Origin of the sequence: Streptomyces corchorusii, from assembly GCF_001514055.1 — a bacterium.
GTDB lineage: Bacteria > Actinomycetota > Actinomycetes > Streptomycetales > Streptomycetaceae > Streptomyces > Streptomyces olivaceoviridis.
Genome location: NZ_KQ948359.1, coordinates 423405 through 442329 on the forward strand (window position 1 = coordinate 423405; position 18925 = coordinate 442329).

Consider the following 18925-nt stretch of genomic DNA (forward strand, 5'->3'; position numbering starts at 1 on the left):
GTTCTGCCCATGGCAGAGGGCCCTCGACCCGGCCGGGGGCCCTGCCTACGGTCGGCGCGTGGACGTCATCCAACTGCTGCCCCGCCTGCACCTGTTGCGCTTCCCGGTCGGCCAGGCCTACCTCTGGCGCGACGGCGACGAACTGACCCTCGTCGACGCGGGTCCGGTCGGCTCCGGCCGGGCGGTCGCCGACGCGATCACCGCCCTGGGCCGCGCCCCGACGGACGTACGACGCATCGTCCTGACCCACTTCCACGAGGACCACGTGGGCGGGGCGGGCGAGTTCGCCGCGCTGAGCGGGGCGGAGGTGCTGGCGCACCCGCTGGACGCGCCGTTCGTGCGGGGTGAACGGCCGGGTCCGCCGCCACGGTTCGAGGAGTGGGAACTGCCGATCCACGCGGAGGCGGCCCGGCACCTGCCCGAGGGCCCGGCGGTGCCCCCGTCCGCCCTCACCGAGGTGACGGACGGAGACGTCCTCGGCTTCGGCGGCGGGGCGCGGGTGGTGCACGTCCCGGGGCACACGGACGGCAGCATCGCGCTCTTCCTGCCCGCGCACGGCGTGCTCTTCACCGGGGACACGGTGGCGGCGGCGCCGGACGGCGGAACGCCGATGGCGGGGGTGTTCAACCTGGACCGGGCCCGGCTGCTCGCCTCGATCGGCCGTCTGGCGGACCTCGGGGCGGAGGTGGCCTGCTTCGGCCACGGCGATCCGGTCCTGGGCGGGGCCACCGCCGCACTGCGCTCGATCGTCGCGGCGCCGGGTCAGCCGACCGGCACGCCCGCCTCCAGGTAGAGCGCGCTGCCCCGCTCCCGGGCGCGCAGCGCCCAGCGCAGCCGCTCGTAGCGGACGGGTGGCAGCATCGCGGCGGCCTCCTGCTCCGTGGCGAACCGCCAGGCGCGCAGTTCCGGGCCGGGCAGCAGCACCCGGGACGCCTCCCCGGACTCCAGCCGGCCCCCGTCGAACAGCAGCCGCAGCCCGCCGAACCCGGGGGGCACGGGCCGCTCCCAGTCCACGACGAGCAGCCGGGGCACCTCGCGCAGGTGTATCCCGGTCTCCTCGGCGACCTCGCGCATCCCGGCGCGGGCCGGGGCCTCGCCCCGCTCCACCACGCCACCGGGGAACTCCCAGCCGGGCTTGTAGGTGGGGTCGACCAGCAGCACCCGGTCGTCCTCGTCGAAGAGCAGCACGCCGGCGGCGAGCGTCTCGGCGGTCGGCTCGGGGGTCTGGACGATGTCGCAGGCGGGTACGGCCCCGCTGCCGACGGCGTCGGCGATGCGGACGGCGGTCTCGTACGGGGTGAGGTCGCTGGTGTCGACCGGGTGGGCGTCGGCGGTGAGCCAGGAGGCGAGGGCGGTGCGGTAGGGCTCGATGTGGTCGTAGGACCACTGCCGTACGCGTATCTCGCCGTCGGGCAGGTCGGGCGGGATCTCCCGCTCGGCTATCCGCTCGCGCAGGATCGTTTCGGCCGGGGCGAGCAGCAGATGGTGCACGGTGATCCGGCGGGCGGCGAGGCCGCCGAAGATCTCGTCCCGGTACTCCTGGCGGAGCAGGGTCATGGGCACCACGAGGGTGCCGCCCAGCTCGGCGAGCATCGCGGCGGCGGTGTCGACCACCAGCCGGCGCCAGATCGGCAGGTCCTGGAAGTCGCCGACCTCGGCGAGGTGCTTGGGCGGCAGCAGGTGCGTGAGCGCCCCGCCGAGGACCTCGGGGTCGAAGAGCGCGCTGTTCGGGATCAGTTCGATCAGTTCGCGTGCCGTGGTGGTCTTCCCCGCGCCGAACGCGCCGTTGATCCAGACGACGGTCACGGACTCCCCCTCCTGTGTCGGCCCCCTGAGGCTTGCCCGCTCCACCCTGCCACGGAAACCCCCTCCCGTTGAGGGCGCCTGTCCGCGCGCACACGGGAGTGCCGGCGCCCCCCGCGGCGGGGGCACCGGCACGCACGCCGTACGCGGCCGGGGGTTACTCGTGTCCGAGGGCGCCGTGGTCGACGTCCAGGCTGTCCTGGGCGACGAGGTGGCCGGCCGAGTCGAGGGTGTCCGAGACGTTGAGGTCGCCGAGGGGTGCCTCGTCCGCCGCATGGGAGGGGGTGACGGCGGCCACGACGAATCCGGCGGCGAGGGTGGCGATGGCGAGCATGCTGCGCTTCTTCATGCGCTGATCAACTGCGCGGAGGCTCCGCGAGTCACGCTGCGGCTCGCGGACCCCGGGCCGCAGTCCCCTCTCAAGCGAACACACCCAAACATCTGACAGCCCTCTTCCAACACAGTCAGACAGGTCCTACCGTAAACGCGCACCGATGACGCGTACATGCAGTCATCCCGGTTCAGCGAGTCGGAGGAACGTCAACGATGCGTCACCCTCACACCCGCACGACCCGCACCACACGCCGAAGAGTGGCCGGAGCGCTCACCGCCGGCCTGCTGTGCGTGGCGGGCCTCGCCGCCCCCGCCCTGGCGGCCCCCGCCGAGACCCCCGCCGCACCCGCCCTCGCCGACGGGCTCGCCCTCACCCCGCCGATGGGCTTCAACAACTGGAACTCCACCCACTGCCGCGCCGAGTTCAACGCGTCCATGGTCGAGGGCATCGCGGACCTGTTCGTGGAGAAGGGCCTGAAGGACGCGGGCTACCAGTACGTCAACCTGGACGACTGCTGGGCCCTGCCGGACCGTGACGCGAACGGCAAGCTGGTGCCCGACCCCGCCCGCTTCCCGGACGGGATCAAGGCGGTCGCGGACTACGTCCACGCCAAAGGGCTCAAGCTCGGCATCTACACCAGCGCCGGGACCAAGACCTGCGACAGCACGGGCTTCCCGGGCGCCCTGGGCCACGAGTACAGCGACGCGCGCCAGTTCGCCGACTGGGGCGTGGACTACCTCAAGTACGACAACTGCAACAACCAGGGCGTGGACGCCCAGCAGCGCTACCGGACCATGCGGGACGCGCTGAAGGCGACCGGGCGGCCCATCGTCTACAGCATCTGCGAGTGGGGCCAGAACAAGCCCTGGGAGTGGGCCTCGGACGTCGGCCACCTGTGGCGGACCACCGGTGACATCAGCGACAGCTGGAGCTCGATGCTGTCGATCCTAAAGCAGAACCTCCCGCTCGCGCCGTACGCCGGCCCCGGGCACTGGAACGACCCCGACATGCTGGAGGTCGGCAACGGCGGCATGACGGACACCGAGTACCGCTCGCACTTCTCGCTCTGGTCGGTCATGGCCGCGCCCCTGCTCATCGGCACCGACCTGCGCAAGGCCTCCCCCGCGACCTTTGACATCCTCGGCAACAAGGAGGTCATCGCCGTCGACCAGGACCCGCTCGGCAAGCAGGGCACCGTCGTCTCCTCCGGGGGCGGGCGCTGGGTCGTCGCCAAGGAGATGAAGGACGGCAGCCGCGCGGTGGCCCTCTTCAACGAGTCCGGCACCGCCCAGCGGATCGCCACCAGCGCGAGTGCCGTCGGCCTGCCGGACGCCGACGCCTACACCCTGCGCGACCTGTGGCAGCACCGCACGTACAACACCGCCGGCACCATCGCCGCCACCGTCCCGGCGCACGGCACGGTCCTGCTGCGCGTCGCGGCCGACCCGCGCTGGGCCAGCCACCCGCCGGCCGTCGCACTCGGCCTGGACGGCAGCACGTTGCTGGAGGCGGCCGACCCGGCCACGCTCACCAGCACCGTCACCGACCTCGGCCGGACGCCCGCGCGACGGGTCTCCGTGTCGCTGACCGGCCCCGCCGGCTGGACGGTACGGCCCACCTCGGCGACCTCGGCCGCCACGCTCGCCCCCGGCGGGGCGCTGCGCACCGGCTGGCGGGTGACCGCGCCGTCCGGCACCCCGACCGGCTCCTACGGCCTCACGCTCACGACGAACTACCGCTCGCCGTCCGGCACACCGGTCACCAGCACGCTTCCGCTGACCGCGTCCGTCGTCGTGCCGCCGCCCGCCGGGACGTCGTACCTCGGCGACCTGCCGTGGCTGTCGGCGACCAGCGGCTGGGGACCGGTGGAGCGGAACACCAGCAACGGGGAGAGCGCCGCCGGTGACGGGAGTCCGCTCACCATCGGCGGGACGGTGTACGCCAAGGGGCTCGGCGTCCACGCGCTCAGCGACATCTCCTTCTACACCGGCGGGGCCTGCGAGAAGGTCACCGCGGAGGTCGGCGTGGACGACGAGAAGGGCACGAAGGGGACCGTCGCCTTCGAGATCTGGGCGGACGGCACGAAGGCCGCGTCCACCGGCGTCCTCACCAACGCGATGCCCGCCCAGCCGCTCACCGCCGACGTGACCGGCGCCCAGGTGGTCCGGCTGGTCGTCACCGACGGCGGCGACGGCGTCGACTCGGACCACGCGGACTGGGCGGACGCCCGCCTCACCTGCTGAACCCCGGGGCTCGGCTCCGGGCCCGCCCGGAGCCGGGTCCGCGGCTTCACCGAGAGCCGGGGCTCCGCCGGGTCGTCTGCCCGATCCAGCGGGCCCCCGGCCCGCCCCGCCGCCGGAACCGGCGAACCCTGGGGCCTCTCGTTTGGATCATGCCGGGCTCGCGGGCCCTGGCACCGCTCCCTGATCCGGCCTGATCCAAACGAAAGACCCTAGCGGCTCGCCGCCGTCGCGTCCGGGGCGCGGGTCAGGGCCGCCGCGGCCGCGCCGACCAGGCCCGCGTCGGTGCCCATCTGCGCGGGCACGACGGTGAGGTGCCGCACGAAGGACAGGGTCGCGTAGTCGGTGAGGGCCTTGCGCAGGGGCGTGAACAGGACGTCGCCCGCCTTGCCGACGCCCCCGCCGACCACCGCGATGTCGATCTCGACCAGGGTCGCGGTGGCCGCGATACCGGCGGCGAGCGCCTGCGCGGCCCGTTCGAAGGAGGCCACGGCCACCGGGTCGCCCGCGCGCGCGGCGGCGGCCACCGCGGCGGCCGAGGTGTCACCGTCGGGCCCGGGGCGCCAGCCGTGTTCCAGGGCCCGGCGGGCGATGTTCGGGCCGCTGGCGATCCGCTCCACGCAGCCGCGCGAGCCGCACGGGCAGGGATCGCCGTCCAGGTCGACGCTGATGTGGCCGATGTGCCCGGCGTTGCCGGTCGGACCGGGATGCAGGCGTCCGCCCAGCACCAGGCCACCGCCGACGCCCGTGGAGACCACCATGCACAGCGCGTTGTCGTGGCCGCGCGCGGCGCCCTGCCAGTGCTCGGCCGCGGTGATCGCGACACCGTCGCCGATCAGCTCCACCGGCAGGCCCCCGGTGACCGTACGCACCCGGTCCACCAGTGGGAAGTCGCGCCAGCCCGGCACATTGACCGGGCTCACGGTGCCCGCGGAGGCGTCGACCGGCCCGGCGCTGCCGATGCCGACCGAGGCCGCGCGTCCCCACAGGGGCGACCCGGCGAGGTCGCCGAGCACCTCCGTCACGGCCCGCATGACCGTTTCGCCGTCCTGCTGGGCAGGCGTGGCGCGCTGGGCCCGGGCCAGGATCCGGCCGCCGCCGTCCACCAGCGCGCCGGCGATCTTGGTGCCGCCGATGTCCAGGGCCGCCACGAGGTCGGTGTGCATCAGAGTCAGTTCTCCCCGTTGAAGATTGAAAACCAAAGAGAGGCAGGCCGGTCAAGCGGTGGGGCGCAGGCCGGAGACAGCGGTGGACAGTCTCTCGCGCGTCTGACAACGTTGTCCAGGCTCTATGCTCGACGCCACATCCTCATACAAGCCCACGGTTCGCGCACCACCCCGTGGACGGACGAGAGACAGGACAGACGCATCGTGCCCGAGACCACCCGCCGCGCAGACCGCCTCCCCGGAAACCGGTACGGCAACCGTCCGACGATGAAGGACGTGGCGGCGCGCGCCGGGGTCGGGCTGAAGACGGTCTCCCGGGTGGTCAACGGTGAACCCGGGGTCACCCCGGACACCGAGCGCCGGGTGCAGGAGGCGATCGAGGCGCTCGGCTTCCGCCGCAACGACAGCGCCCGGGTGCTGCGCAAGGGCCGGACGGCGAGCATCGGCCTGGTGCTGGAGGATCTCGCGGACCCGTTCTACGGCCCGCTCAGCCGCGCCGTCGAGGAGGTGGCCCGCGCGCACGGCGCCCTGCTGATCAACGGCTCCAGCGCCGAGGACCCCGAGCGGGAGCAGGAGCTGGCGCTGGCACTGTGCGCGCGCCGGGTGGACGGCCTGGTGGTGATCCCGGCCGGGGACGACCACCGCTACCTGGAGCCGGAGATCCGGGCGGGTGTGGCGACCGTGTTCGTGGACCGCCCGGCCGGACGGATCGACGCGGACGTCGTGCTGTCCGACAACTACGGCGGCGCCCGCGGCGGGGTCGCCCACCTCATCGCGCACGGCCACCGCCGGATCGGGTTCATCGGCGACATGCCCCGCATCCACACCGCGGCGGAGCGGCTGCGCGGCTACCGGGCGGCCATGGAGGACGCGGGCATAGCCGTCGAGGAGCGCTGGATGTCCCTCGGGGCGACGAACCCGGAGCGGGTGCGCCGGGCGACGCAGGAGATGCTGTCCGGAGCCGACCCGGTGACCGCGATCTTCGCCGGCAACAACCGGGTGACGGTCACCGTGATCCGGGTCCTCGCCGAGCAGTCCCGCCCGGTCGCGCTCGTCGGCTTCGACGACATCGAGCTGGCCGACCTGCTCCAGCCCGGCGTCACGGTCGTCGCCCAGGACGCGGCGGCACTCGGCCGCACCGCCGCCGAGCGCCTCTTCCGCCAGCTCGACGGCACCCTCCTCGCCCCCGAACGCATCGAACTGCCGACCCGCCTGATCACCCGCGGCTCGGGCGAACTGCCACCGGCGGTCTGAGGGGGGGGTCCCGGCGGCGGGCCCCGCGGCCGTATGCCCTGATCGAGCCCCGCGGTCCGGGAGGAGGAGCCCGGTCACCGGACGCCCTCCCCCTCGCGAACCGCCCGGGCCCCCGCTACTGCGCGGACGCCGTCAGGTCGCCGCGGCGGGGGGACGCGAAGCTCTCCAGGTCGGTGCGGGTCAGGCCGGTGAGGCGGGCGACCTCGGGGAGGTCGAGGGCGCCGCAGTCCAGGCCGCGCAGCAGGTAGCCGCTGAGGGCCTTGGCGGTGGCGGGCTCGTCCATGACGTCGCCGCCGGCCCGGTTGGCGTACCGGGCGAGGCGGGCCGCCGCCTGCTCGAACCCCTCGCGGTAGAAGGCGAAGACCGCCGCGTAGCGGGTGGGGAGGTGACCGGGGTGCATGTCCCAGCCCTGGTAGTAGGCGCGGGCGAGGGCGCGGCGGGTGAGGCCGTAGTGCAGGCGCCAGGCGTCGTGGACCTGGGCGGTCGGGCCGACGGGGAGGACGTTGGTGGAGCCGTCGGACAACCGGACGCCGGTGCCTGCCGCCGCGACCTGCATGACCGCCTTGGCGTGGTCGGCCGCCGGGTGGTCGCTGGCCTGGTGGGCGGCGGAGACGCCGAGGCAGGCGCTGTAGTCGAAGGTGCCGTAGTGCAGCCCGGTGGCGCGGCCCTCGGCGGCCTGGATCATGCGGGCGACGGTGGCGGTGCCGTCGGCGGCGAGGATGGCCTGGCTGGTCTCGATCTGGATCTCGAAGCCCAGGCGTCCGGCGTCCAGGCCGTGCGCCTTCTCGAAGGCCTCCAGGAGCCGGACGAAGGCGCCGACCTGCTCGGGGTAGGTGACCTTGGGCAGGGTGAGGACCAGGCCCTCGGGCAGACCGCCGGCCTGAACGAGGCCGGTGAGGAAGACGTCGAGGGTGCGGATGCCCCGGTCGCGTACGGCGGCCTCCATGCACTTCATGCGGATGCCCATGTACGGCGCGGCCGTGCCGTTCGCGTACGCCTCGGCGATCAGACGGGCCGCGCGGGCGGCCGTCTCGTCCTCCTCGGCGTCGGGCCGGGGGCCGTAGCCGTCCTCGAAGTCGACGCGCAGGTCCTCGACGGGCTCGCGCTCCAGCTTGGCGCGGACGCGGGAGTGGACCGGCTCGGCCAGTTCGTCGGACAGGCCGAGGACCGCCGCGAAGGAGGCGGCGTCGGGGGCGTGTTCGTCGAGCAGGGCGAGCGCCTGGTCGCCCCAGGAGCGAAGGGTGCCGGCGGCGAAGGCGTCCCCGGGGACGTACACGGTGTGGACGGGCTGCCGGGTGCCGGGGTCCCCGGGGTAGCGGCGTTCCAGCTCCGCGTCGACCGGTGCGAGGGAGGCGCTGATCTCCTCGCTGACGGCACCCGCGAGGCTCGTCGCCACCTTCTCCTGCTGACCCATCCCACACCCTCCAAGTTTCCGCTCTACGGAATCAACAATCCGTAGAATGAAGTTATCCGGGTGATTCTCACTGGTCAACACCCCGTCCGGACCGTGGCCGCCCGCGCCTGCCCGGCACCAGGATGCACCGAGGCCCCGGTGACCGGGTCGGTCACCGGGGCCTCGGGCGCGCCCTGGGCGGACTCAGCCCTTGCGGGCCTTGATCTCCTCGGTCAGCTGCGGGACGACGTCGAACAGGTCGCCGACCACACCGAAGTCGACCAGCTCGAAGATCGGGGCCTCGGCGTCCTTGTTGACGGCCACGATCGTCTTCGAGGTCTGCATACCGGCGCGGTGCTGGATCGCACCGGAGATGCCGTTGGCGATGTAGAGCTGCGGCGAGACCGACTTACCGGTCTGGCCCACCTGGTTGGTGTGCGGGTACCAGCCGGCGTCGACGGCGGCACGCGAGGCACCGACGGCCGCACCGAGCTGGTCGGCGAGGGCCTCGATGATCGAGAAGTTCTCGGCGCCGTTCACACCGCGGCCACCGGAGACCACGATGGCGGCCTCGGTCAGCTCCGGGCGGCCCGTCGACTCACGCGGCGTACGGCCGGTGATCTTCGTGCCGGTCGCCTTCTCCGAGAAGGTCACGGACAGGGCCTCGACCGCGCCCGCGGCCGGGGCGGCCTCGACGGCGGCCGAGTTCGGCTTGACCGTGATGACCGGGGTGCCCTTGATGACGCGGGACTTGGTGGTGAAGGACGCGGCGAACACCGACTGGGTGGCCACCGGGCCCTCGTCGCCGGCCTCCAGGTCGACGGCGTCGGTGATGATGCCGGAGCCGATGCGCAGCGCCAGACGGGCGGCGATCTCCTTGCCCTCGGCGGAGGACGGCACCAGCACGGCGGCCGGGGAGACGGCCTCGTAGGCGGCCTGAAGGGCGTCCACCTTCGGCACGACCAGGTACTCGGCGTACTCGGACGCGTCGTGGGTGAGGACCTTCACCGCGCCGTGCTCGGCGAGCGTGGCGGCGGTGTCGGCGGCGCCGTTGCCGAGCGCGACGGCGACGGGCTCGCCGAGGCGGCGGGCCAGGGTCAGCAGCTCCAGGGTGGGCTTGCGGACGGCACCGTCCACGTGGTCGACGTAGACGAGGACTTCAGCCATGGGATTGCTCTCCTGCGAAACGAAGTTGAGGGGCGGTCAGCGGGGGCGGGCCTCAGATGAACTTCTGGCCCGCGAGGAACTCAGCGAGCTGCTTGCCGCCCTCGCCCTCGTCCTTGACGATGGTGCCGGCCGTGCGGGCCGGACGCTCGGTCGCGGCCTCGACCTTGGTGAACGCGCCGTCCAGGCCGACCTCCTCGGCCTCGATGTCGAGGTCGGACAGGTCCCAGGACTCCACCGGCTTCTTCTTGGCCGCCATGATGCCCTTGAAGGACGGGTAGCGGGCCTCGCCCGACTGGTCGGTGACGGAGACGACGGCCGGGAGCTGCGCCTCAAGCTGCTCCGAGGCGGCGTCACCGTCGCGGCGGCCCTTGACCGTGCCGTCCTCGACGGAGACCTCGGACAGCAGGGTGACCTGCGGGACGCCGAGGCGCTCGGCGACCAGCGCCGGGACGACACCCATGGTGCCGTCGGTGGAGGCCATGCCGGAGATGACCAGGTCGAAGCCGGCCTTCTCGACGGCCTTGGCCAGGACCAGGGAGGTGCCGATGGCGTCGGTGCCGTGCAGATCGTCGTCCTCGACGTGGATGGCCTTGTCGGCACCCATCGAGAGGGCCTTGCGGAGCGCGTCCTTGGCGTCCTCGGGGCCGACCGTCAGGACGGTGACCTCGGCGTCGTCCGCGTTCTCCGCGATCTGGAGGGCCTGCTCGACCGCGTACTCGTCCAGCTCGGAGAGCAGACCGTCCACGTCGTCGCGGTCGACGGTCAGGTCATCGGCGAAGTGCCGGTCGCCAGTGGCGTCGGGCACGTACTTCACAGTGACAACGATCCTCAAGCTCACGCCGGCTCTCCTACTGCATCGTCATTTCGGGCTGCCTCTTGCAGGCAGCATAGGCGCCTCAAGCGGCCGATCCCGGTCGGGGCGTCCGCACGCTCCGAACGAAATATTACTCGCCAGTACACCTAGTCCATGCCCGCTAAGCAAGCGCTTTGAACTGTGACCTTCGCAACGCAGCGTAACCGGAACTCGACGGCCTCGCAGGAGGGGGCGGCGCGATCGGGACGTGATCAATCCCGCAGGCCGTTGAAGCGGCCCTGGTGGTAGAGGAGCGGGCGGCCGGCGCCCGAGGGGTCGCCGAGGACCACCTCGGCGAGCACGATCCGGTGATCACCGGCCGGGACCCGCCCGACGATCCGGCACACCAGCCAGGCGAGCACGCCGTCGAGCACCGGTACGCCTTCCGGGCCCTCCCGCCAGACGGTGGGCGCGCCGAAGCGGTCGGCGCCGCTGCGGGCGAAGGTGGCCGCCAGCTCGCTCTGGTGCTCGCCGAGTATGTGCACGCCGACATGGCCGGCCTCGGCCACCGCGGGCCAGCTGGAGGCGCCGGTGCCGATGCCGAAGGAGACCAGTGGCGGTTCGGCGGAGACGGAGGCCAGGGAGGTGGCGGTGAAGCCGACCGGGCCGGAGGCGCCGCGCGCGGTGATCACCGCCACACCGGCGGCATGCCGGCGGAAGGTGGAGCGGAGCAGGTCGGGGGAGGCGAGCCGAGCGGTGCCGAGGTCGGGCGTGGCCGTCATGGAACTGTCCTTCTGCGAAAGTCGGGGCGTGGGTCCGTGGCAGCTCAACGGCCCGGACAGTACGCGCTCGCGGTGCGGGCCAGGTCGACGTGGACCCGGCCGTAGAGAAGGAGTTCGGTCGGCATACGGTCAGGCTGACGATAGGTGGCGCGTACAGTCAAGCTGGTTCCGGGATCCGGAAGGTGCCCCACCGTGCCCTGACACCCGCTCACACGGCCTCCCCGAGGGCGGCGATGACGTCGGCCTTGCGCGGCTGTCCGACGGCGCGCCGCACCACCCGTCCGCCGGCGTCGAGGACCAGGACGGTGGGCGTCTTGAGGATCTCCAGTTCGCGTACGAGGCCCAGGTGGGCCTCGGCGTCGACCTCGACGTGGGTCACGCCCGGGACCATCGCGGCGACTTCGGCGAGGACGCGCCGGGTGGCCCGGCAGGGTGCGCAGAAGGCGCTGGAGAACTGCACGAGCGTGGCGCGCTCCCCCAGTTCGCCGCCGAGTTCGGCCCCACCGAGCCGCCTGCCGTCTTCGTGCCCGCGCACCCGCGTTCTCCCCTTCCGCCGCTCGTACGGCTCTTCCTGGGCGCCCACCGCCGCGAGCACCGCCCGGCACACCACCGGTCATCCACACAGAAGCGTTCCGGCGGCCGCAAAGATTCCCGGGCCGCGCCGGACGCGGCGGCTGCCGTCACGGTCGGGCATGTCCCCTCCCCTTCGGGGAACGAGGACACGCATGGAGTAAGGGGAGATGAGGATCCACGGTGGGATGTAGGCCGACGTGACGAGGATCTCGCCGCCGCGGGGCACCAAGACTGGCCCCCCGTCCGTTCTTCGGGCACGATCTGCGAGACGCCGTAAACCTACGGCTGCGTAACTTTCCCGCCGGGAGCCCCTTTCCCGAGCAGAGCAGAAAGGGTCCACCCCGCCCATGGCAGAGCTGGTCTACCGTCCCGTCATCGGTTTCGCCAAGACGATGTTCAAGGTCTGGGATCTGCGGATCGACTGCCAGGGGTCGCAGAACATCCCGCGCGCGGGCGGCGCGGTGCTGGTGAGCAATCACATCAGCTATCTGGACTTCATCTTCAACGGCCTGGCCGCGCTGCCGCAGAAGCGTCTGGTGCGGTTCATGGCGAAGGAGTCGGTCTTCCGGCACAAGGTCTCCGGGCCGCTGATGCGGGGCATGAAGCACATCCCGGTGGACCGCGACCAGGGCGAGGCGGCGTACGCGCACGCGCTGGACTCGCTGCGCTCCGGTGAGGTCATCGGGGTGTTCCCGGAGGCGACGATCTCGCAGTCCTTCACGCTGAAGGGCTTCAAGTCGGGCGCGGCCCGCCTGGCCCAGGAGGCGGGCGTCCCGCTGGTCCCGATGGCGGTGTGGGGCACGCAGCGGCTGTGGACGAAGGGCCACCCCCGCAACTTCAAGCGCAACCACCTGCCCGTCACCGTCCGCGTCGGCGAGCCGGTGGAGGCACCGCGCGACCAGTACGCCGGCGCGATCACCCGCCGCCTGCGCGAACGCGTCCAGGAACTCCTGGACGCCGCCCAGCGCGCGTACCCGGGCCGCCCCAAGGGCCCGGAGGACACCTGGTGGCTCCCCACCCACCTGGGCGGCACGGCGCCGTCGGCCGAGGAACTGCGCACGGCCGCGGCCGAGGCGCACTGAGGCGCGCGGCACGGACCGAGCGCACGGGGTCCCCGCCGGGGCTCAGCCAACGGAACGCCCAGCCCCGCCCGGCCATCGGTGCGCAGCGCGCCGGCCCACCCGCCGGCTGAGGTTGATCAAGGACACGGGCAGGCTGCCGGGGATCGGGCGCGCAAGGCGGTGTGCACCTCGCGCCGGGCGGACAGGTGCGGACCTCGTGCGGCGCACGCCCGGACAGGCGGGCTGCGGGGTGGCGGGCGACGTCGTCCCGCGGAGCCCAACTCGCCTGACGACGGCGCCCGTTGACGATTCCGCACCCTCGATCACGAAGGCCGTCCTGCCCGTCTCAGAGGGCCCGGGGGAGCGTCTTCCACAGGTACGGCCGGTCGGGTGCGGCCCGTAGGGCGGCGAGAACGGCCGGGTGTGGTGCGGCGTACAGAACGGGATGGTCCGTCTCGCCGGACGAGGGGTCCGGGGTCCACGCCAGCCGCTCGCCCTCCAGCGAGAACCGGGCGTCGACGCCCGGCTTGTTGCCGCGGGGGTCCTGCCGGTGCCAGGCACCGCGGAAGCGGACGGCGGCCAGGCCGTGGACCACGTGCCCGCCCTCGCCGTCCGCCAGCCGCTGGTAGCACAGGGCGGCCGGGATGTCCTCGGCCCGCAGCAGGGCGACCAGGGCGTGGGACTTGGCGTAGCAGATGCCCGTACCGAGGGCCAGCACGTCGGAGGCGCGCCAGGTGACGCGGAGGTCGCCGGAGTCCTGGGAGTGCGGGATGGCGTCCCGGACGTATTCATAGGCGACCCGCGCATATTCATACGAGTCGGCGACTTCAGCCGCCAGGCGGGCGGCGGTCTGGCGGACCACCGGATGATGGTGGTCGATGGCCTCATCAGCGGCCAGGTATGCGGACAGGTCGGCGGTGTCCTGGGTGAGCTCCATGCCCGCAGAGCATAGGAACGCGATCACCCGAGAATCAATGAACTTTCGAGTGATCGCATGCCTATGCAGAGCTGGGGGTTGGCGGCTAGCGCGCCATCTCCTCCTTCAGCGCCGCCACGAACGTGTCGACGTCGTCCTCCGTGGTGTCGAAGGAGCACATCCAGCGCACCACCCCGGCACCCTCGTCCCAGAAGTAGAAGCGGAACCGCTTCTGGAGCCGCTCGCTCACGTCGTGCGGCAGCTTGGCGAAGACGCCGTTGGCCTGCACCGGGTAGAGGATCTCCACGCCGTGCACCGCGCGGACGCCCTCGGCGAGCCGCTGGGCCATCTCGTTGGCGTGCCGGGCGTTGCGCAGCCACAGGTCCTTGGCGAGGAGCGCCTCCAGCTGCACGGAGACGAAGCGCATCTTGGAGGCAAGCTGCATCGACATCTTCCGCAGGTGCTTCATCTGCCGCACCGCGTCCTGGTTGAGCACGACGACCGCCTCGCCGAACACGGCGCCGTTCTTCGTCCCGCCCAGGGAGAGGATGTCGACGCCGACCGCGTTGGTGAACGTCCGCATGGGCACGTCCAGGGAGGCGGCGGCGTTGGCTATCCGGGAGCCGTCCAGGTGCACCTTCATGCCGTGCGCGTGGGCGTGCTCGCAGATCGCGCGGATCTCCTCGGGCGTGTAGAGGGTGCCCAGCTCGGTGCTCTGGGTGATCGACACGACCTGGGGCATCGCCCGGTGCTCGTCCTCCCAGCCCCAGGCCTGCCGGTCGATCAGCTCGGGCGTGAGCTTGCCGTCCGGCGTGGGCACGGTGAGCAGTTTGAGCCCGCCCATGCGCTCGGGCGCGCCGCCCTCGTCCACGTTGATGTGCGCGCTCTCGGCGCAGATCACCGCGCCCCAGCGGTCGGTGACCGCCTGGAGCGCGACGACGTTCGCGCCGGTGCCGTTGAAGACCGGGAAGGCCTCCGCGGTGGCCCCGAAGTGGCTCCGGATGATCCGCTGGAGGTTCTCGGTGTAGTCGTCCTCGCCGTACGCCACCTGATGGCCGCCGTTGGCCAGGGCCAGGGCGGCCAGCACCTCCGGGTGGGCGCCGGCGTAGTTGTCACTGGCGAAACCGCGGACCTGCGGGTCGTGGTGGCGACGCGCGTCGGTCTTCGGAGGGTTCACGGCTTCTCGGTCAGCCACAGACGGTTTCCGTTCACTTCCGCGGCGGGCTTGTGCCAGACGCCTTCGATTGCCTCGGCCAGGTCCTTGACGTCCGTGAAGCCCGCGAACTTCGCGTTGGGGCGTTCGGCGCGCATCGCGTCGTGCACCAGCGCCTTCACCACCAGGATGGCAGCCGCCGAGTGCGGGCCCTGCTCGCCCCCCGCCTTGCGGAAGCCGTCGGCCATGGCGAGGGTCCACGCCTCGGCGGCGGCCTTGGCCGCGGAGTACGCCGCGTTGCCGGCCGTCGGCTTGGACGCCCCGGCCGCGCTGATGAGCAGGTACCGGCCGCGGTCGCTGCGTTGCAGGGCGTCGAAGAAGGCGAGCGAGGTGTGCTGGACGGTGCGGATGAGCAGCTTCTCCAGCAGGTCCCAGTCGGCCAGGTCGGTCTCGGCGAAGGTCGCGCTCCCGCGCCAGCCGCCCACCAGGTGGACCAGACCGTCGATCCGGCCGTGCTCCTTCTCGATGCGCGCGGCCCAGTCGCGGACCGAGCGCAGGTCGAGCAGGTCCACCGTCTCGCCGGTGACGACGGCGCCGCCGCGGGCGTAGCGGGCCGCGTCCACGGACTCCGCCAGCCGCTCCGGGTTGTTGTCCGCGCCGACGACGACCGCACCCGCCTCGGCGAGCCGGACCAGCGTCGCGTGCCCGGCGGGTCCGCCCGCGCCCGCCACCGCGATCACCGCACCGCTGAGAGACCCGTTCCCCACCATGTTCTTCCCCTTTTGAGCAGTGTTCCGGACGCGGTCGCTCACGCGGCGATCCGCTCGGCGGTGTCCGCCGTGATGCCCTTCGTCGAGGCGATCACATTCTTCAGCTTCTTGGACAGCGCCTCATAGAACATGCTCAGCGGAAACTCGTCCGGAAGCACGTCGTCCACGAGCTTGCGCGGGGGCTGGGTCAGGTCCAGGGCGTCCGGACCCTTGGCCCACTTGGAGCCGGGGTGCGGGGCGAGGTAGGTGGAGACCAGCTGGTAGCCGGCGAACCAGTGCACCAGCTTCGGGCGGTCGATGCCGTCCCGGTAGAGCTTCTCAATCTCGGCGCACAGCTGGTTGGTGACCTGCGGGGCGCGCTCCCAGTCGATGGAGAGCTTGTTGTCGGTCCAGCGGACGACGTCGTGCCTGTGCAGGTAGGCGAAGAGCAGCTGGCCGCCGAGGCCGTCGTAGTTGCGGTTGCGGTCGCCGGTGACCGGGAAGCGGAACATGCGGTCGAAGAGGACCGCGTACTGCACGTCACGGGCCTGCGGGACGCCGTCCGCCTGGAGCTTGACGGCCTCCTTGAAGGCGGTGAGGTCACAGCGCAGCTCCTCCAGGCCGTACATCCAGAACGGCTGGCGCTGCTTGATCATGAAGGGATCGAACGGCAGGTCGCCGTGGCTGTGGGTGCGGTCGTGGACCATGTCCCAGAGCACGAAGGCCTCTTCGCAGCGCTTCTGGTCGTGGACCATCGCGGCGATGTCCTCGGGCAGCTCCAGGCCCAGGAGGCCGACGGCGGCCTCGGTCACGCGGCGGAAGCGGGCGGCCTCGCGGTCGCAGAAGATGCCGCCCCAGGAGAAACGTTCCGGCGCCTCGCGGACGGCGATCGTCTCCGGGAAGAGAACGGCGGAGTTGGTGTCGTAGCCCGAGGTGAAGTCCTCGAAGGTGATGCCGCAGAAGAGCGGGTTGTCGTACCGGGTGCGCTCCAGCTCGGCCAGCCAGTCCGGCCAGACCATGCGCAGCACGACCGCCTCCAGGTTGCGGTCCGGGTTGCCGTTCTGCGTGTACATCGGGAAGACGACCAGGTGCTGGAGGCCGTCGGCGCGGTTCGCGGCCGGGTTGAAGACCAGCAGGGAGTCCAGGAAGTCCGGCACCTGGAAGCCGCCCTCGGCCCAGCGGCGGAGGTCCTTCACCAGCGCCTGGTGGTAGGCGGCGTCATGCGGAAGGAGCGGGGAGAGCTGCTCGACCGCGCCGGCGACACGCTCGACGGCCGCGACGGCCTCGGCCCGCTCGGGGGCGCCCTCGGCGTCGAAGTCGATCGATCCGTCCTTCGACTGCCATGGCCGGATGTGCTCCACGGCATCCTTGAGCACGGGCCAGGCCGGGTGCTCCACCACCCTGGTCAGCGGAGAAACCTGGTCCTCCGCACCCGACTGCACAAGAATTTCCGTCATGTCCCATCCTCCACAGGAGAACCTCGCGTATGGACACCGTATGCATACCCGGTTTCTCTCAGCAAGACCGGGATCGGGAAATTATTCTGTCCACCCCCTTGGTCACCGATGTTTTTCCTGCCGTAAACCGTGACGACGCTCACTTCGGCGACAACATGCGAGCCGGGGGCGGTCATGATCCGATGGATACCGGCCGGCGGGCGGGCGTCCGGGTGCCGGATGCCCGGTGCAGCCACGGGTTCAACGCGCGGCCCGGCCATTAGGCTGCGAGCCTGCCGCGTGGACGACGACGTCCGGTACGGGGGCCGTCGGTGCGCGCGTCGCCGAGCCGCCGTCGACGGAAGCGAGTTGAACCTTGAACTTCCTTACCATCGGTCACCGCGGTGTCATGGGCGTCGAGCCCGAGAACACCCTTCGTTCCTTCGTCGCCGCGCAGCAGGCCGGCCTGGACCTGATCGAACTCGATCTGCATCTCAGCAAGGACGGCGCCCTGGTCGTCATGCACGACGCGGAGGTGGACCGTACGACCGACGGCTCGGGACCGGTCGCCGAGAAGACCCTCGCGGAGCTGCGCGCCCTGGACGCGGGCCGCGGCGAGCGGGTGCCGGTCTTCGAGGAGGTCCTGGAGGCGGTGGACACGCCGTTGCAGGCCGAGATCAAGGATGTCGCGGCGGCGCGGGCACTGGCCGAGGTGATGCGTGCGCGTGACCTGACCGCGCGGATCGAGGTGTCCTCGTTCCACGACGAGGCGGTCGCCGAGATCGCGCGGCTGGTGCCGGGCGTGCGCACCGCGCTGGTCGCGAGCCGGTACGGCACCGACGTGGTGGACCGAGCCGTCGCCGTGGGCGCCGCCACCGTGTGCCTCGACATCCGCCGGCTCACCCTGGAGATCGTCGAGCACGCGCGCGCTTCCGGACTGCGGATCGTCGGCTGGGTGGTCAACACACAGGACCATCTGCGGCTGGTCCGCGCCCTGGAGCTGGACGGGGCGACGACCGACTATCCCGAGATCAAGCGCACGGGCCGCTTCACCGCGTGACCCAGGCGCCCGGGCCCGCGCCCGGACGCCGGCCACGACGTCACACCAGCGGCTTGACCAGCACCTCGAACCGCAGGTCGGCGCGGCGCGGCACGCCGAAGCGCTCGTCGCCGTACGGGAACGGCTGCGTCCGGCCCGTACGGCGGTAGCCGCGGCGCTCGTACCAGGCGATCAGGTCCTCCCGCTGGGAGATCACCGTCATCTGCATCTCGGTGACACCCCAGGTCTCCCGGGCCAGGCGCTCGGCCTCCGCCATGACGGTCTTGCCGAGGCCCGCGCCCTGCATGGCGGGGCTGACCGCGAACATGCCGAAGTAGGCGTGGGCGCCGCGGTGTTCCAGCTGGCAGCAGGCGACGATACGACCGTCCCGCTCGACGGCCAGCAGCCGGCTCCCGGGGGCCTTGATCACCTCCAGCACGCCCTGCGGATCGGTCCGCTGCCCTTCCAGCAGGTCCGCCTCGGTGGTCCACCCGGCCCGGCTGCTGTCCCCCCGGTAGGCCGACTCGATCAGTGCGACGAGGGCGTCGACGTCGGCGTCGGTGGCATCCCGGAAGGCGAGTCCGGTGGCGAGGGTGTCCATGGTGCGGGTCTCCGATCTCGGGCGTGGCTGAGCCACGGACGAGGGTAACCCTGCCGCTAGGCTCCCCCCGCATGGTGCATGTACTCAGCAGCCGGATCCTGCTCCGGCCCACCGACCCCGAGCGCTCCCGCGCCTTCTACGGCGAGCAGCTGGGGCTGTCCGTCTACCGCGAGTTCGGTACCGGCCCCGAACGCGGCACGGTCTACTTCCTCGGCGGCGGCTTCCTGGAGGTGTCCGGCCGGTCCGAGGGGCCGCCCTCGCCCGCGGTCCGGCTGTGGTTGCAGGTCGAGGACGTGAAGGCCGCGGGCGAGGAACTGCGGGCGCGGGGCGTCGAGATCGTCCGGCCGCCGGTGCGGGAGCCGTGGGGCCTGGTCGAGATGTGGATCGCCGATCCGGACGGCACCCCGATCGTCCTGGTGGAGATCCCGTCGGACCATCCACTGCGGTACCGGCCGGGGATCTAGG

Annotated in this window: 20 protein-coding genes; 6 read left to right on the forward strand and 14 right to left on the reverse strand. The window is 72.2% G+C overall.

Annotated features, from left to right (window positions below):
- Positions 1-58: 58 nt before the first annotated feature.
- The gene (locus AQJ11_RS25350; protein ID WP_059264487.1) at positions 59-793 is read left to right on the forward strand and encodes an MBL fold metallo-hydrolase; all 735 of its coding nucleotides are present in this window, start codon (positions 59-61) and stop codon (positions 791-793) included.
- Here the strand turns inward: AQJ11_RS25350 and AQJ11_RS25355 are convergent.
- Positions 763-1806, reverse strand: coding sequence for an NUDIX hydrolase (locus AQJ11_RS25355; protein WP_059264488.1), 1044 nt, complete (start codon positions 1804-1806; stop codon positions 763-765). The two genes, AQJ11_RS25350 and AQJ11_RS25355, sit on opposite strands and share 31 nt — an antisense overlap.
- A 154-nt stretch (positions 1807-1960) precedes the next feature.
- A complete protein-coding gene (locus tag AQJ11_RS25360; protein WP_041664988.1) occupies positions 1961-2152 on the reverse strand; it encodes a hypothetical protein in 192 nt (63 codons plus the stop codon).
- Positions 2153-2349: 197 nt separating this feature from the next.
- Between AQJ11_RS25360 and AQJ11_RS25365 the strand changes: the two genes are divergently transcribed.
- Positions 2350-4380: an NPCBM/NEW2 domain-containing protein gene (locus AQJ11_RS25365; protein WP_208616604.1), complete on the forward strand. Its 2031-nt coding sequence runs from the start codon at positions 2350-2352 to the stop codon at positions 4378-4380.
- A 209-nt stretch (positions 4381-4589) separates the two neighbouring features.
- Here the strand turns inward: AQJ11_RS25365 and AQJ11_RS25370 are convergent, their stop codons facing one another.
- Complete coding sequence (locus AQJ11_RS25370; protein ID WP_014671142.1) at positions 4590-5543, reverse strand: ROK family protein; 954 nt, start codon at positions 5541-5543, stop codon at positions 4590-4592.
- 204 nt (positions 5544-5747) lie between these two features.
- Between AQJ11_RS25370 and AQJ11_RS25375 the strand changes: the two genes are divergently transcribed.
- Positions 5748-6797, forward strand: a complete 1050-nt coding sequence (locus AQJ11_RS25375) for a LacI family DNA-binding transcriptional regulator (protein WP_015493200.1) — start codon at positions 5748-5750, stop codon at positions 6795-6797.
- A 115-nt stretch (positions 6798-6912) separates the two neighbouring features.
- Here AQJ11_RS25375 and AQJ11_RS25380 read toward each other — a convergent pair whose 3' ends face one another.
- The 6 genes from AQJ11_RS25380 to AQJ11_RS25400 form a co-directional block, all read right to left on the reverse strand.
- Complete coding sequence (locus AQJ11_RS25380) at positions 6913-8211, reverse strand: DUF6986 family protein (protein WP_059264490.1); 1299 nt, start codon at positions 8209-8211, stop codon at positions 6913-6915.
- A gap of 183 nt (positions 8212-8394) precedes the next feature.
- Positions 8395-9357 carry an electron transfer flavoprotein subunit alpha/FixB family protein gene (locus AQJ11_RS25385; protein ID WP_059264491.1) on the reverse strand — a complete coding sequence of 321 codons (963 nt, stop codon included), beginning with the start codon at positions 9355-9357 and terminating at the stop codon, positions 8395-8397.
- A 52-nt stretch (positions 9358-9409) separates the two neighbouring features.
- Positions 9410-10195 carry an electron transfer flavoprotein subunit beta/FixA family protein gene (locus AQJ11_RS25390; protein WP_041664989.1) on the reverse strand — a complete coding sequence of 262 codons (786 nt, stop codon included), beginning with the start codon at positions 10193-10195 and terminating at the stop codon, positions 9410-9412.
- A gap of 227 nt (positions 10196-10422) precedes the next feature.
- Positions 10423-10932 carry a flavin reductase family protein gene (locus AQJ11_RS25395; RefSeq protein WP_014671147.1) on the reverse strand — a complete coding sequence of 170 codons (510 nt, stop codon included), beginning with the start codon at positions 10930-10932 and terminating at the stop codon, positions 10423-10425.
- A 44-nt stretch (positions 10933-10976) separates the two neighbouring features.
- Positions 10977-11057, reverse strand: coding sequence for a putative leader peptide (locus AQJ11_RS52735; RefSeq protein ID WP_351788011.1), 81 nt, complete (start codon positions 11055-11057; stop codon positions 10977-10979).
- Positions 11058-11140: 83 nt separating this feature from the next.
- Complete coding sequence (locus tag AQJ11_RS25400; protein ID WP_059264492.1) at positions 11141-11542, reverse strand: thioredoxin family protein; 402 nt, start codon at positions 11540-11542, stop codon at positions 11141-11143.
- A gap of 310 nt (positions 11543-11852) precedes the next feature.
- On the opposite strand from AQJ11_RS25400, the gene AQJ11_RS25405 reads away from it, so the two are divergent.
- On the forward strand, positions 11853-12587 hold the full coding sequence (locus AQJ11_RS25405; protein ID WP_058079545.1) for a lysophospholipid acyltransferase family protein: 735 nt from the start codon (positions 11853-11855) through the stop codon (positions 12585-12587).
- A 325-nt stretch (positions 12588-12912) separates the two neighbouring features.
- Here AQJ11_RS25405 and AQJ11_RS25410 read toward each other — a convergent pair whose 3' ends face one another.
- The 4 genes from AQJ11_RS25410 to AQJ11_RS25425 all read right to left on the reverse strand — a co-directional run bounded on the left by AQJ11_RS25410 (position 12913) and on the right by AQJ11_RS25425 (position 16841).
- Complete coding sequence (locus tag AQJ11_RS25410) at positions 12913-13503, reverse strand: transglutaminase-like domain-containing protein (protein ID WP_014671150.1); 591 nt, start codon at positions 13501-13503, stop codon at positions 12913-12915.
- Positions 13504-13588: 85 nt separating this feature from the next.
- Positions 13589-14659, reverse strand: a complete 1071-nt coding sequence (locus AQJ11_RS25415; RefSeq protein ID WP_014671151.1) for a threonine aldolase family protein — start codon at positions 14657-14659, stop codon at positions 13589-13591.
- Positions 14656-15405 (reverse strand): SDR family oxidoreductase, encoded by a 750-nt coding sequence (locus AQJ11_RS25420; RefSeq protein ID WP_059264493.1) that lies wholly within the window; start codon positions 15403-15405, stop codon positions 14656-14658. The genes AQJ11_RS25415 and AQJ11_RS25420 overlap by 4 nt, the downstream gene beginning before the upstream one ends.
- Positions 15406-15443: 38 nt before the next feature.
- Complete coding sequence (locus AQJ11_RS25425) at positions 15444-16841, reverse strand: DUF6421 family protein (RefSeq protein ID WP_059264494.1); 1398 nt, start codon at positions 16839-16841, stop codon at positions 15444-15446.
- A 355-nt stretch (positions 16842-17196) separates the two neighbouring features.
- Here AQJ11_RS25425 and AQJ11_RS25430 point away from each other — a divergent pair, with 355 nt between their 5' ends.
- The gene (locus AQJ11_RS25430) at positions 17197-17880 is read left to right on the forward strand and encodes a glycerophosphodiester phosphodiesterase (protein WP_014671154.1); all 684 of its coding nucleotides are present in this window, start codon (positions 17197-17199) and stop codon (positions 17878-17880) included.
- A 40-nt stretch (positions 17881-17920) separates the two neighbouring features.
- Here AQJ11_RS25430 and AQJ11_RS25435 read toward each other — a convergent pair whose 3' ends face one another.
- Positions 17921-18460 carry a GNAT family N-acetyltransferase gene (locus AQJ11_RS25435; protein ID WP_014671155.1) on the reverse strand — a complete coding sequence of 180 codons (540 nt, stop codon included), beginning with the start codon at positions 18458-18460 and terminating at the stop codon, positions 17921-17923.
- A gap of 71 nt (positions 18461-18531) precedes the next feature.
- On the opposite strand from AQJ11_RS25435, the gene AQJ11_RS25440 reads away from it, so the two are divergent.
- On the forward strand, positions 18532-18924 hold the full coding sequence (locus AQJ11_RS25440; protein ID WP_014671156.1) for a VOC family protein: 393 nt from the start codon (positions 18532-18534) through the stop codon (positions 18922-18924).
- Position 18925: the final 1 nt, after the last annotated feature.